Source organism: Lutibacter sp., assembly GCF_021647475.1.
GTDB lineage: Bacteria > Bacteroidota > Bacteroidia > Flavobacteriales > Flavobacteriaceae > Lutibacter.
Genome location: NZ_JAKIUR010000063.1, coordinates 1 through 14,375, shown reverse-complemented (window position 1 = coordinate 14,375; position 14,375 = coordinate 1). Strand labels below are relative to the sequence as shown.

Below are 14,375 nucleotides of genomic sequence, written 5' to 3'. Positions count from 1 at the left end.
AACGCATTTGACAAGGTTTTATTCACCAAGATACTAAAAACTGGTCTTTTTTGAGCCCTATTTTGGTAATAAAAACAACTGAAAACACTATTAAAACTATCTTCTTGTAATAAAATAGGTTCGACTATTTAATGGCTCCTAACTCATTATATAATAATACAACAAACCTATATCCTTTTATATATAAGGGATAAAACTAAATTTTATTGATTTATTAGTTTGCAATTTTGTTAAACCACTAATTTAATAAAAAAAGAGTTAAAACATATGAGATTTTTTAATTTATAATGGTTTTTGATAAAGGTTGATTGAATTTTGTAAAATATGATTCCGGGATAAATTTAGAATTTGAATTTATTTTGAAGAACATTTCGACAAGCTAAGCATGATATCTTCATGGTGATGTTTTAATTCTATTTTTGAAGTCCTTTTTAATACCTCAACAAGGCAATTTTTAATTGCTTAATTGTTTTAAGTTGCTGCTGTAGGTTTTCTTCAAAAGCATTGATTTTTTTTAAGTTTTTCAACTTTAATATTCCATTTTTGTTTCTGATTGTTTTGAAGTGCTGTTTGCATTACTTTTTTAGCATCTGAAATGAATATAAATGGAATTACACTTCCTTTTAAATAATAGCTGAAGTATTGACCAATTTTAAGAGATAAACATAAGTAATACAAAGACTCCCGGGTTTCTTCTGAAGTGGTTATAATTACAAAACAGTTTGGACAAGGCTGATTCATTGGTTTTCCACTGTTTAGGCCTTTAGACAAGATAAAAAAGTGCGGTGTATTATAGGTTCTTCCGCTTCTATAGGTTTTGATTTCAAAATTTGACATAGTAACTCAATTAAAATTATGCCTTGCACCATCTGGCTCTTTCGCTAAAAGAGTTCACTGAACTCTTTCTTCACGCTCCGCCCTGCTTCGCGCATATATTTAAATTGGAAGAAAAAGGAAAAAGAAAGCTCGTTAATTGGTTGCGCGGGTGCGACTGTCAAGATTTTTGAGAAAAATACAACCTGTGTTTTTATTAAAAATCGGAAGTGAACTTTAGTGAGGTGGAGATTTTTTTCAAAACCCATAGGGCTTGACCTTGATAGTTGCTGTGTGGCTGGTGGAGGGAGCAACCGAATTTTGCTATCTTTTTTTATTTTTTATTTTAGTTACAATCTATGGTTTTCTAGGTAATCGATTATTTCTTGTTTTTTGTAATATACTCTGTTACCCATACCAAATGGAATTAAGATTCTTTTTTTTGACCAACTCCAAAGTGTAGATAAATTTATTTTCAAAAACTTGGCTGTTTCTTGTCTTGTCAGTATTGTATCATCATTTTTTATTGCATACCCTTTAAGATAAACATCAATTTTATTAAGGAGTTTTCCAGCCACTTTATCCGCTAATTCATCTACTGTTATTTCTTGAATTTGAATTATTTTACTAATCATAATAGCTTGTTTTATTGTTCAATAACTAAAGCACAATTGTTCAATATTTAAAAACAGGTAATCGCAAGCAAAAATGCGATAGCATTTAGGCGAGCCGGCGGCGAGATGAACGTAGGGTGTTGTGGCAATAGCACGTTGCCATCGGCAAAAGTGTGTGTAACAACTACGTGGCACACGCAAGGTTGGCGGTGTTTTTGAAGCGAGGGCAAAGACAAGTGCAATTTATGTAGTGTCCTTCGACAAGCTCAGGATGACAATTATTTTAAATGATATTAAGTGACTTTATGGGGGAAATAATGAACGAAATACATTGCTCTTGTGCGCGTTTGCAATATGTGATTATCCGCTGTAAAGTGTGAAATATGAATGTTTCTAAATGGAATTAGAGATTCTAATTTATTGAATGTTAATAATTACTTGCAGCGGTTATTTCATATGCAAAATTGAAGCCCAAATAAATACCTAAACAGTCCATATAATTATTTTATTTTCTGCTTTATTGTCGTTAAAAAATAAAACCATAGTGCAAACTATTCTTTGATTTTTTGTCTAAATAAATCTAAAAAATAATTATAATTCTAAAAGCACTATTTAAATATTTATTTGGGCTATGCTTTCAAAAACTGTGACAACCTTTTTTAGCCCGAAGTGAGCAGCAGGCGAGCCAAAATTATGAAACAGCGGTTGTACCCAATAAAGAGTCTTGCGTAGCAAAACATTAAAGGGTTTGGGGGCAAAAGTAGCTGTGCGTGAGGAAAGTGTGGAATGTGTGCAATAAAATAAGTGAGTGCGCTGCAATGAGCACCTGCTGGAGCACAAATTGTAGTGCAACGAATGGCAAGTACAAGGGAGTTTAATGTTAAGTTTTTAGTTTTGAATTATGAGATTGCTTCACTGTGTTCGCAATGACATTTTATTACTAAAATGCCCTTGTAATTGTATTTTATGGAACTAAATGGAGCAATTGACGAACACCTTATTACCTGCTAAATATGCTATTTTGTTGCCATTATTCTTATGGAAACGGATTTAAAAAGTGCAAAGGCAACGGTAAATGCTTACTTTATCAGTAAGCTTTTATGTGCGGAATTGGAAGCTTTATGCAATGGAGTGCTAACGAAATGGAATAATGCTGGAGATGGGGGATTAATCTAGTTGTAAATTATACACTTTTAAAAGAAAATTATCTATTTCATTAATATTATTTAAACTGAGTAATTCTACTTTTTCATCATTTGTTAAATCACATACACCAAAATTTTTAATGTAATTTTTAGCAACAGAAAAATAGTTTCCTGCATAAGGTTTGCTTGTATTTACAATATAAAACCAAAATATTTTAGACATTAGTATTTTTTGTAAAACAATTAGTTCTTCAATTGAATTAGAAAGAATTGCATACCCGTTATAAAATAAAAGATCTGAATCTGAAGTGTACACGAAACAAGGTCGATTAGTGATATAAGGTAGTAACAACTTATAACCGTTTAAGGTTAGTGCCTGATTTCTTCCAAAAGCATACCATTTTTCATATTGTTTTTTACCCTTATCACGTTGAGACAAAATTTCTTTTTGAGATACTAAATACTGATATGCAAAAGGGTAATCTAATTTAAATGTATCTTCCTCTAATATTTTTAATCTTCTTTTATCCTTGTCAAACAAATCTTTATTTTCAACATCAATAGTATAAGGGAAAATTAATTTTTCAGTATTACTTTCAATTTTAGACTCGTGTTTTAAGGTATTGGGTTTTATCGCATTTTTACAAATTGATTTTTCAATTTTGAACTCTTCATCATCCCTTTCTAAATAAAAATAATCATCAGATTCTTTTGTGGGGTTAAAGACATAAATATTATTTTTGAGCGTAGCAAAACCATTTCTGATTTCAAATTTTTCACCTAATGAAGTGCCACAACTTTCAATCTTTGTTATTAGATTAATATTCTTTTTGTTTATTAAATACCATCCATTAAAATCATCCAAATTAGTGTATGGAATTGTGATATAGTCTTTCTCCTTTATTTTATTAATCTTACTACTTATTCTTTTTATATATTTTATGACCGTACTTTGAGGTTTACTAATAATGCAAATACAAGTATAGGTTGATCTCTTTTTAAATAATTGTTCCCCTCCAAAATCTATAATTGAGATGTCAAATTTATTTTTTGAAAAATAACTTCTGACCGATCTTCCGTTTAAACTTCTATAGAACGTATTTACTGTTATATACCCTAAAACTCCATTCTCGTTTAAATTTTCCATTCCAATTTCAAAGAATGGAATATATAAGTCTGGCTTACCTGAAGATGAAACACTCCAGTTTTTTAATAACGACTTTGTTTCTTCATCCATCTTAGAAGCTCCTACATAAGGCGGATTCCCGACAATGATATCAAAGCCATTATTCTTTTTCAATGAATTTACAGTTTCCCAATCAAAACTTAATGCATTACCACAAAACAAGTTGAAGGTAAACTCTTCATTGTCTTCATTATTTAAAATTGCCAGTAGAGAAAGTAATATTTTAGTTCTTTTAATACTGTATTCTTGAATATCTAAACCGTAAATATTATCTCTAAATATTTCAAAACAACTCTTATTTGTTTTCTCTTTTAAAACTTCAGTTATTGTTTTAAAAAAACCACCACAACCACAAGCTATATCCCCAAATTTTAAATTTTCTAGATTCTTGTCTTTATATTTTTTGATAGTGTTTTTTACAATATATGTTCTTATATATTCAGGAGTAAAAACAGCTCCATTTACTTCTTTATCTTGAGGAGAAATAACAAATTCAAAAAGTTCAATTAATTCTTCTATAGCAAAAGTTTGTTTGTCAAATAATTTTATAAACTCGGTTACTTGTTTGAATTCTTTTTTATCTGTTATTACTAATTCTTTGATGAATTTATTTTTTACTTTTTCAATATTATTAACAACCAAAAACGAGGAAACTAAAAGACGATTTACATCTTTTGTATCGTAAGAATAATTATTTAAATATTTTAGTATGTTTTGATTCATATTAGTTGATGTACAATGGAAATACCCTATTCATTGTGAAGTCTTGATGTGTATTTGTAGAATCAAAAGCTTTAAAGTAAGGAGTCCATAATCTTTCTTGAGCTCTTTTTATTATTTGTTGATAGTCATAATTATGTAATAATTTCTCTACAAAATTATATTCTTTTGTACTATAAAAATTTGAAATAATAAAATGAAATCCTAAAAAAATGTCCATTGGTGGATGTGGTAATCTTGGGCTTGAAAAAATTGATAGAGCTCCTGTATCTAATCCTTCAAGATATTCACCTCCAAAATGAAAATGGTATGTGGGATGTGTATATTTTGGTTCAGCGCCTTCAATATGCTTATCTAAATGCCAACAACTTTTGTAAGGTTTTCCATCTTCTATGTTTGTAGAAATATAACCATCAATATTTAACTCAAATAAATACTTATTAATATTATCATTTATTGAACAATCGTTTTCATTTAATGAAATAGTATTGTCTAATGTAATTTTATATTTATTTAAATTTTCTGGAATTGATCCTGAAATCCTTTTATTTAAGTTAAAAACAATGTCCTTTAAACAGTATTCAAATGAATTTAATGATTCTATTTTACCCTGAAAATCATATAAAGTACTAAAATCACCAATTTGATAATCTTGTATGAGCTTTAAAAATTTACTAAGATCATCTTTTAAATTTTTCAAACTCCAACTATCCATTTACTCTTTCTTTTTTAACTAATTCACGTATCGCTTTTTTATCAATAGCACTTATTTGATTTTTGTAAACTTCTGTTTTTCCAGCTAAAGCAGAGTCTATTGAAAAGTACTCTTTTTCTTGCCAAGGATGATATTCTTTTAAAAGCTCTATGCCATCAAAAGGGTCTATTGGTTCTTTAGAGTTTTTACAGATTGTCCAGAAATTTGAACTAACAGCATGTTTTGTTTTAGTTAAAGGAATAAGATCCTTTAAACCTAATTTATCCTTTAATAAGCCGACTCTTTCATCTGCATTTAATCTTCTTAAAGAAGTTTCAGGTGTTATTGTTTCATTCCACCATTTATTTATTTTATCCATCCACCATCTGTTATGATAATCAGAGAATATACCTGTATAAAAACTAGGTTTTATAGATTCTAATAATTTATCCCAATCGTTGGATTCTTTTGAAACACCAAGTCTTGCAGATAATACATCTTCTCCAATTAACACGCCAATAGGTCTGATAACTTCGTAATAAAGAAAGTTACTTAGCATAAAGATGTTACTACCTATTTTTATTGTATTAGATTTAATTCTAGAATGCAAAATACTTTCATCATCAATATTAAGAATTTTAGTTAAATCAAATTTATTAAGCTTTATTGTTTCATACGTTTTAATAAAAGAGTTTAGTTTTTTCTTAAAATTTGACATATTATTAGAAAATTCTTGTTTAGTTAAAACAAAATCAAATAAATCTTGACTGGTTAAATCTTTATCATATTCTGCAATTTTAATATCTTCATTTGACATTAAAACCAAAGGGAAATCTTGTAAGTCTTCTTTATGTTTTGTTCTAAGTGTTTGTGCTAGAGTTGGCGCATCAAAACAGGCGTTGTTGTCTCCTTTTGTTAACCTGTAATCTAATACAGATGCATTAACGCCTTTAAATTCTTCAAGTTGTTCGAATAAATCAGATATATTTGAAGTAGGGTTATACAATTTAACTTCATAGCCTAAACTTTCAATATCCTTTTCGCGACTTTTTGTATCCAAATCATCTATGTATAATATTTTATATGCCATAATCGTCTAATTCTTTTTCTGTTGCTATTGGTATTTCTATTCTTAAACACGTGTTAAATCCTTCTTTTGGAGAAACTACTTCTATTTTACCTCTGTAACTCGATACAATATCTTTTACTATTTTTAGACCTAGCCCTGTACCCGTTATTTCATTACTTGTATCAATCTCTTGTAAGGTATTTGGAGAAGTGGTTGTAAAAAATTCATCAAATATTTTTTCTTCATTTTCTTCTGAAATACCGTCTCCTGTATCCGAAAATTCTAAGTATATATTATTTTCAAATAATCCACATTCAATTTTAATCTCCCCTGACTTTTTTGTTCTTTTTATCGCTTTTTTAGCATTGGTATAAAAATTAAACAAAATAGACGACCACTCAGAAGGATGCATAGGTCTTGTATATAGGTAAGAGCCTTTTCTAATTGGTATCTTAAACTCAATATTACTCTTTTTTGCATCATTGTGTATAGATTTCCAAAAATTCTCGATTACATTCTGTATTTCAATAGGTTTTAGTTCTCTAACTACATTTTGAGAAACTACATTATCAAAATAAGATGTATAGCTTTTAAAAGTTGTAATATTTTTATCTAAAATTAAAAGCCTTTCTGTTAAAGCCGTATCTGAACGTAATTTTTCTAAAAGAAATTTCACATCAGATTCCATACTACTTACATAATCTCGTACTTCATGAATAAATTGCCCTATGGTTATGCCTACACTACTTAAAACACGTAGCATTGATTTTTCTTTAAGCATTTTACTAGTTTCTGCTTTTTGTAATTCGGCTACTTGTTCAATATCTTTCTTTAGTTTTTGTATTTTTTTTCTTCTCTTTCTTTTAACTTGAATACTTCCTTCTTCTTTTTCTAACTCAAGGTCTAATGCTTCAAGAGTATGAGCTATATCTTTAATTCTTACTTCAATTTTTTCATATATTTTTCCTTCTTTTTGTTGGCCTGAGGCAATTTTAACATTTCTTACTTCTGCAACTTTAATAACACCTGTAATTAAGGTTCTATATATGAAATTTTGCAATTGAATGAATGCTTCATTTTCAACAAGTCCTTCTCTACTAGAAGTTTCATTAAAGACTTTTTCTGTATCTGTTAATTCAACAAATCCAAAAAAGTTATGATTACCATGTACTGGCAGAATAGACCTTTGTCTAACAGAAGCGTCCATTTTTAACCAATCATTCTTTGGTTCTCCATAAGGTAATACCCTAAACCCATTTCTATAGAGTCGTATTCCACCAGATATTCTTGATAATTTTATAATACTAGTTTCGTGCATTCTTGGAATTAATCCAACTTTATATATATAGTAATATGCCTTAAACTTAACCCTTTTTAGTTTTGAAAAAGGTACTGTCATATCATCGGGGTCACTACCAATTTCACCATATTCTTCAATACCTAATTTTTTACTAATAATAGAATAAATTCCAAGACCATTATCATCTATCCATCCTTCTATTTCCGCTAGAGCATGGTCATAAATCATTTTAGATTCATCAGCAATTACAATTGATTTATCATTGTCTCGTTTTTTAAAAATTGTTTTAAATCCTGGGTCAATTATTTCTTTATTTTCAGTTTCATCTTCTTTTATTTGTTCTGATAGTGGAAATGGCTGAATAATGGCACTTACATATCTATAGATACGCTTTATAGCAGCTTGAGTCCACTTATCTTTAAGCCCTTCTATTTTTAAGATTGTGCCTTCTTCTTTTCTTTTTGGAATTGAATGAATTTTATTGGTAATGTTTGATAAATCTTTATCCCCTTGATATTCCTCCCAATTAAATGATACAACTAACGCTATATCATCATCTTTTGTTTGTGTAGTTATTGTTAATTTTTCACCTAATCTTTGTACCGCAAATCGTCCAATTCCTTTTTGTCCAGCTCTTTTTCTTTTATATCTTTCAGAAAATGGGTTTCGTAGTTTGTCCGTAGAAGACAATCTCATAAAGCCATTTACTAGCTGTTCTTTTGTCATTCCTAGCCCATCATCTTCAATGTACAAAGTTCCTCCAGTTAAATCAGAATTTTCAAATGTCAAGGATACTTTTAAGGCATCCGCATCATAAGCGTTTTTAACTAATTCTGAAACGGCTGTTTCTTGCCTAGCGACTAATTCCGTCCCTAATCTATCAATGATACCTGCATCTACACTAAAGCGAATGTTATCATTATCAAAACTTACTAGTTTTGACGAAAGTTCTAATATCTTATTATAATTATTTGGATCAACAGCTAATATATGAGTTAGCTCCTCTCTAATCTTTTTTTCGTCCATTTTATCTAGATTTAACTTTCTGACTTAGTGTTTTTACCATTATTTGAATTTAATAAGAATGATTGATACCAATAGTAAAACGCCTCTGGATTGTTCTTTTTTAATTTGTTTAGTTTGTTATAGTCTTGTTCTTCAACTAGCCAATCTTTTATTTCTAAAGGTGTTTTATATTTTTCAATTACTCCATAAAAATTACTTTTAATTAATACTGTTAGGTAAGCAACCTTTGCAGCAGCTATTATTGCTTCTTCAATGGAAAATTTTGAAATTGTAAAATTAGTGAAGTTTCTTATACCCAATTGCAAATGCTTAAATTCTTCTGATTTTGTATTTCTTTCAGCTAATGTATAACAAGCATTCCAAGTATCTTTTAACACTTCTGCAACTCCAATTTTCAATTTTCTGAAACCAATTTCTTCTTTTACTATTTTGTTATAACTACTTTTTACAATTTCTAAATATACCATATTATCAAATAGAAATGCAATATCATATAATTGTTTTATAATTTCTACAGGTCTATTTTTTACATATAGAATTCCTGTGGTTTTAGGTGCAAAAGCTGTTAATTTATCTCCTAAAATAGCGTCAAATGTTGGCATTTTAACTGTAAGCACTTCTCCAGATGTTGCAAGCCAAGGGTGGTTCATTGGAATTTCCATTAATTCTGGGTATGGATTTGACGTAAATAAAAGATCGAGTAAAATGGGTTCTACACTATTATCCACATTACTTTTATAATACATTTTATAATGACCAATAGGCACATCCTGTGTATGTTTTCTGTTGTTATCATCAGCCCAGTGCGTGAATACTGTTCCTTGACTTATTTTTTCTAAAATTATTTCAATTTCTTTAGGTGATTGCTCTGTAATTATATCAATATCTATTGAAAATCTTTTTGGGGTTTTTGTTGCCAATACCAAGGCTGTACCTCCTTTGAAAATAAAATTTAATCCATTCAATGTTAACTGTTCTAAAAATAGTAATGCATAGATTACTTTTTCAATCAGTTTTGGATCTACACGTGTTCCAATGTTCTTTTGGACTTCTATAATCCAATCTAAATGGTATGATTTTGATTCAATCATTATTTATTAAGTTTTGGCAAAATATTATAGTTGTGCCAAAGTTAAATTTATTAATTCTTCTACTTTACTTTCCCTATTTCTTCTTAGTGCATACCGTTTCATTTTATTCCTATTGATTTGATACTTACTAAAAGCTCTGTTATATATAAATTCTATTTCGCTTTGCTGTGCACTGAATATATCCACATCAATTAACATATCTACTAACAGTTTTTCTAACGCTGGAATTACCACATTATTCACATTGTTTAATGGAGCTTCTGACACTAGGTACTTTATAATTATAGCATCTTTAGCATTGTTAATGTATCTTTCAAAAATTTGAGAACTAGGATTTAAAAATACATTTTTTGCTTTTTCATTCCATACATTAAAGACTTGCTCTGCTGCATCTTTTTCCACTTCAATAATTTGGTATTGTTTAAAAGGTTGATGCCGCATAACATCATTTAACCACTTTGTGTTCCAAACACAAAAATTAATAAAAGGGAATTCTTTTTTTATTTTGTTAAAGGTTTTCTTTAAGTTTATATCAATTGATGGTTGAAAAGTAGTTCTATTTTCAACACTATACACTCCTCTTGATGGATTTTTTATAATTCCACTTTTTTTTAATTTAGATAAATATACATTGATGGTACTTTCTTTCCAATCAGGGAAATCATTTAAAATTGCCTGTAGCAATTTTTCTCTAGTAAGGTTTTTACCATTCTCAAAGTAAGTAATAATTCTATTTTCAAGTGTACTATTCAAGTTTCCGTTCTTTTCTTAAATTATAATTAAGTTTCGGCAAATTACTAATTTTATGCCAAAACTTAATTTAAAATCGTTTTTATTTTCTCTTGTCCTTTGAATTTGACTCAAATGCTACTAAATTAAATAGCTGGCGCATTCTAGAACGTACTCTATTTCCATAACGTTCTTCAAGTTCTTGTGCGTTGAGATTGGTGGTGATATGTGTAATTATCCTTCGACTCCGCTCAGGATGGCAAAAGATGTCATAACGAGATAAAAGAATTTCACCCATTACATTGCAATCTGCTCCGAAGTGTTTGCCTATTGGCTCTATTCCTACATCATCAAAGCAATAGTTTTTAGTTTCGCTATATTTTTCAATTACTTCAAAACCTATTGCATTAAAATTGAAGACGATGTTTCGTGTTGGAACCATTTCGTAATTTGTTTTGTGTGGTGCTAAGTGTGGTAGTAATTTCATTAAAGAAGTTTTTCCGCAACCTACTGGACCAGAAAGTAATATTCCTTTGTTAGTGTCGATTCCCATTTGAGCACAGCTGTAATGATCTTGAATGAAGTAACAGCATAGTTTGAAAATTAGTGGCTCGTCTTCTTTGTATATTTTGAAGTTTTTTCCGAATAAACTATGACCTTTGATGTTGAGGTAGGTTTTTATTTTTTCGAAATCGTAGTGAATAATATTGTTTCTAATTTCTCCTATTTGGAATTTTGAGGTGCCTTCGGTTTTGATGTGTGGTGATGGATTCATAGTGGTTAATTTTTTTGATTGATTTTAACAAATTGAAATTTTAGTTTCTTTTTGTTCTTTTCATTTTGCCTTAATGCAAAACGAAACAAAAAATCAAGACTGATTTCAATTTCTTTAAATTCTAGCGTTTAATTCACTATCGCACCCAGACCGCTGTGCTCTTTGGGTGCTATACCGCTGCTAAAACTTGAATTCTTACAGAAATTTAAATAGGTCGAATTTTCTTAATTGTAAATTTTTTAAAGAGGTTCATTGTAATTTTTATTTTGATTGGTATGGAGGTTGTCTTGATTATGGGATAGTGGTATTATTGTTTTTTCTTTTTTATCTTTTAAATTCAGTATCCAGTTCTCTGCTGCTGCTTGCCAATTTTTAATTGGAGTATTGCTTTTTTTCCAACCTACCGATTCATAATGATTAAAAAATTTATTTGCTTGTAATTCTGGCCAGTTCTTATTTTTAAAAAAAAATAAAATTTCTTTTTTATCTATCTGTTTATTTATGTTTTCTATTGGTTTGTTTATGTTTATATAAGGTACTAATGCTTGTTCTGATATGGGACGGTTTAAGTCCACTACTTGTTCATCACTTGACCCAAATTGGAACAACTTAATTCTACTTCCTTTATAAGGATTATGTGATGGGTAATAATTTAGGTATTTCCAATGGTGTAACTCTCTTATACAACGGTGATATGTTGATTTTGAACCAATTTTTGAGAAGTTCATTACTTGTTCTCTATTCACATAAAATTCTTCCGGAAATCGGTTATAATTCCATATTTGAAATAGGCCAATATATAAACTTATATGTGTTGGGTTTAATCTATTGTCTTTTGAGAATTGAAAAAATACACTGTTGAGATGTTTTATATAGTTCATAGCTTTTTATTTGATTAATTCCTTCATTGTAATTATAGATTTTGTACAGGAGATCCTGAATCAAAACTTCGACAAGCTCAGCTTGACATCTTCAAGATGATGTTTTATTATTAGGGGTGCTTCACTTTTTATATGTGGTATTAGGTCATAGTGATTTATTGTTTTCAATGAGTGATTCTATTCATTTTTTACTCGTCTAAAAAACGAATCAAAAAAGGACACTTTTTCGTAGGAATTTCTGCTTTACAGAACCACGCTTAAAACTACGCGTCACTACGTTCCTGATCTCGAAGTTTTTAAGTGTATATTCTTTCGAAAAAGAGGTTTTAGTTTTCACTTTTATATTTTTAATATTACTACCAAAATTTAAAAAAGCCAATTCATCTATTTTTTTGGGAATCTTCAACTATTTGACTATCGGATTTCAAATTTTGTGCTACTAATATGAAAATAGGTTAGCGTATTATTTTTTACCCCTTGAACAATTTGATAATATTCAAGGGGATTAATAGATTAGAACTTTTTGTTTACGCTATTTTCTTCTAATATTTTTAAAATTTCATCGTAGTCGTAGTAAATGACACCCCCAATTTTAGTGTAAGGTAGTGTTCCATTAATTCTTAAGTTTTGTAATGTGCCGGTAGAAATACTTAAGAGATCTCTGACTTCAGGAGATTTTAACCACTTCTTTGGTTTTATTCCTGATTGATGTGTAATCATTTCTTTAATGTTATCTAACAATTCATCTTTAAATTCATTTAAATCTTCTGGTGTAATAATGTTTACTGGCATTCTTTTATACAATTTTTGGTTTATATTTATTTATAAAAATCAAAACAATCATGTGCTTTATTGTTATTTGACTTTCATTGGACAAATTTGAAGCTGTTTATTGTATTTTAATCACAAGTTAAACCCAAGTTGATGAAGATTTTTTAAACATTTTTATTAAATACAATTGTCTTTATTTGAATTAAAAAATACATTTGTATTTATAAAAAATAAACAAATATGTTTAATTCTTAATTTTAAATAATTATACCCAAGTTGGGCATTTACTTATCTGATTCTTCTATACGATTTACAAGGGTTGCCTTTAATAAATCAATAAATTTAGTGTTATTCATTTTACGAGAACGTATTTCGAGAAATGTTCTGTAGTAATCCCCTAAATCAACATTTAGCCCACGTTCACAGGCGGAAGCTAACTCTTTGATGTCAACAGCGCCATTATTAATTACCCCAGCAGTATGTAAAGCATAAATAAGTTCTACCAAACCAACTTTATTACCAGTCCAATTTAAGGTTGATTTTATAGATTCTGAATTTGATTTAAAATTTTGCTCTGTTACTAACTTTTTAATTTCATTTTGTAGAAATTGTATTACTAATTCATACCCAATAAATTTTGTAAACGTGGCTTCGTAATTTGTTGCAAAATCATCATCAATATATGAGTTAAAACTATCGGTATGAATTCGAATATTTTGTTTATTTCTAAGGAAATACTGTTTATCTAAATTACTTTCTTTTCTCTTAAAGTATTGGTACAATTCTAAATTATCAAAGAAATAATATTCTAGCTTTTGAATTTCGTTATTTAAATATTTCTTTTTAACTTTTAAACTACCTTGAGGTTTTTTAGTTTGTATATTGAATACTCTTATATAATAGATAAGCCTAGATGCCAATTTTGGTTTTATCAGTTTGAAAAACTCGATTTCTTCATTTATTGATTTAAAAGGAGTTGCTATAACTGATTTTCTAATTTTTTTAAGGTTACGGTTTATTAATTTGATGCTTAATTCTGATGTTTTAATTATGTTATTATTCTCTAATTCAATTATTTTTAATTCCTTCTCTACATTAGATAGGATTTTTTCATAGTTTTTTTTTCACAATTTATTTTATTATACACCTATAAAATCTGTTTAAATCTATTTTAAAAAAATTTAAAAACCATTAATTTTTATTGGTGTTTGGTTATTTTAAAAAAGGTTTTGAAAATAAAATATTTTTCTCGATTATAATTACGGTAAAACCGTAATTGTTAAAATTTTTACAATGATTTAATAAACAATTACATACATCAAAAAAGAGGTTGCAATTCCTTTAAAACAAAACACCACCTCTATAATAGAGATGGTGAAAATTGCTATGAAAAAGATGTAGGTAAAACCTACACCTCAAATATATTAAAATAAATAGTCGAACCTATTTTATTACAAGAAGATAGTTTTAATAGTGTTTTTAGTTGTTTTTATTACCAAAATAGGGTTCAAAAAAGACCAGTTTTTAGTATCTTGGTGCATAAAACCTTGTCAAATGCGTT

12 protein-coding genes are annotated in these 14,375 nt (G+C 28.6%); all 12 read right to left on the bottom strand.

Features of this window, described 5'->3' with window-relative positions:
- Positions 1-495 precede the first annotated feature (495 nt).
- Complete coding sequence (locus L3J60_RS12010) at positions 496-837, bottom strand: hypothetical protein (RefSeq protein ID WP_291975794.1); 342 nt, start codon at positions 835-837, stop codon at positions 496-498.
- Between the two features lie 326 nt (positions 838-1,163).
- Positions 1,164-1,448 (bottom strand): helix-turn-helix domain-containing protein, encoded by a 285-nt coding sequence (locus tag L3J60_RS12005; RefSeq protein ID WP_291975793.1) that lies wholly within the window; start codon positions 1,446-1,448, stop codon positions 1,164-1,166.
- Positions 1,449-2,594: 1,146 nt separating this feature from the next.
- Positions 2,595-4,481, bottom strand: coding sequence for a DNA methyltransferase (locus tag L3J60_RS12000; RefSeq protein WP_291975792.1), 1,887 nt, complete (start codon positions 4,479-4,481; stop codon positions 2,595-2,597).
- A gap of 1 nt (position 4,482) precedes the next feature.
- Complete coding sequence (locus tag L3J60_RS11995; RefSeq protein WP_291975791.1) at positions 4,483-5,193, bottom strand: hypothetical protein; 711 nt, start codon at positions 5,191-5,193, stop codon at positions 4,483-4,485.
- Positions 5,186-6,262 carry a hypothetical protein gene (locus L3J60_RS11990; protein ID WP_291975790.1) on the bottom strand — a complete coding sequence of 359 codons (1,077 nt, stop codon included), beginning with the start codon at positions 6,260-6,262 and terminating at the stop codon, positions 5,186-5,188. Before L3J60_RS11990 ends, L3J60_RS11995 begins: the two co-directional genes overlap by 8 nt.
- On the bottom strand, positions 6,252-8,567 hold the full coding sequence (locus L3J60_RS11985; protein WP_291975788.1) for an ATP-binding protein: 2,316 nt from the start codon (positions 8,565-8,567) through the stop codon (positions 6,252-6,254). The genes L3J60_RS11990 and L3J60_RS11985 overlap by 11 nt, the downstream gene beginning before the upstream one ends.
- A gap of 11 nt (positions 8,568-8,578) precedes the next feature.
- Positions 8,579-9,658, bottom strand: a complete 1,080-nt coding sequence (locus L3J60_RS11980; protein ID WP_291975787.1) for a nucleotidyl transferase AbiEii/AbiGii toxin family protein — start codon at positions 9,656-9,658, stop codon at positions 8,579-8,581.
- 24 nt (positions 9,659-9,682) lie between these two features.
- Entirely contained in the window at positions 9,683-10,411 is a 729-nt protein-coding gene (locus L3J60_RS11975; protein ID WP_291975786.1) for a DUF6577 family protein, read from the bottom strand.
- 79 nt (positions 10,412-10,490) lie between these two features.
- Positions 10,491-10,940, bottom strand: coding sequence for a hypothetical protein (locus tag L3J60_RS11970; RefSeq protein WP_366837314.1), 450 nt, complete (start codon positions 10,938-10,940; stop codon positions 10,491-10,493).
- 461 nt (positions 10,941-11,401) lie between these two features.
- Positions 11,402-12,043 (bottom strand): hypothetical protein, encoded by a 642-nt coding sequence (locus tag L3J60_RS11965; protein WP_291975784.1) that lies wholly within the window; start codon positions 12,041-12,043, stop codon positions 11,402-11,404.
- A 513-nt stretch (positions 12,044-12,556) separates the two neighbouring features.
- Positions 12,557-12,835, bottom strand: a complete 279-nt coding sequence (locus tag L3J60_RS11960; protein ID WP_291975782.1) for a helix-turn-helix domain-containing protein — start codon at positions 12,833-12,835, stop codon at positions 12,557-12,559.
- Positions 12,836-13,098: 263 nt separating this feature from the next.
- A complete protein-coding gene (locus L3J60_RS11955) occupies positions 13,099-13,749 on the bottom strand; it encodes an RteC domain-containing protein (protein WP_291975795.1) in 651 nt (216 codons plus the stop codon).
- Positions 13,750-14,375: the final 626 nt, after the last annotated feature.

Excerpts from the sequence above, each read along its gene's own strand:
- L3J60_RS11965 (WP_291975784.1), bottom strand. The coding sequence starts at position 12,043 with ATGAACTATATAAAACATCTCAACAGTGTATTTTTTCAATTCTCAAAA.
- L3J60_RS11980 (WP_291975787.1), bottom strand. The coding sequence starts at position 9,658 with ATGATTGAATCAAAATCATACCATTTAGATTGGATTATAGAAGTCCAA.
- L3J60_RS12010 (WP_291975794.1), bottom strand. The coding sequence starts at position 837 with ATGTCAAATTTTGAAATCAAAACCTATAGAAGCGGAAGAACCTATAAT.
- L3J60_RS11990 (WP_291975790.1), bottom strand. The coding sequence starts at position 6,262 with ATGGCATATAAAATATTATACATAGATGATTTGGATACAAAAAGTCGC.
- L3J60_RS11970 (WP_366837314.1), bottom strand. The coding sequence starts at position 10,940 with ATGGGAATCGACACTAACAAAGGAATATTACTTTCTGGTCCAGTAGGT.
- L3J60_RS12005 (WP_291975793.1), bottom strand. The coding sequence starts at position 1,448 with ATGATTAGTAAAATAATTCAAATTCAAGAAATAACAGTAGATGAATTA.
- L3J60_RS11995 (WP_291975791.1), bottom strand. The coding sequence starts at position 5,193 with ATGGATAGTTGGAGTTTGAAAAATTTAAAAGATGATCTTAGTAAATTT.
- L3J60_RS11985 (WP_291975788.1), bottom strand. The coding sequence starts at position 8,567 with ATGGACGAAAAAAAGATTAGAGAGGAGCTAACTCATATATTAGCTGTT.
- L3J60_RS11960 (WP_291975782.1), bottom strand. The coding sequence starts at position 12,835 with ATGCCAGTAAACATTATTACACCAGAAGATTTAAATGAATTTAAAGAT.
- L3J60_RS12000 (WP_291975792.1), bottom strand. The coding sequence starts at position 4,481 with ATGAATCAAAACATACTAAAATATTTAAATAATTATTCTTACGATACA.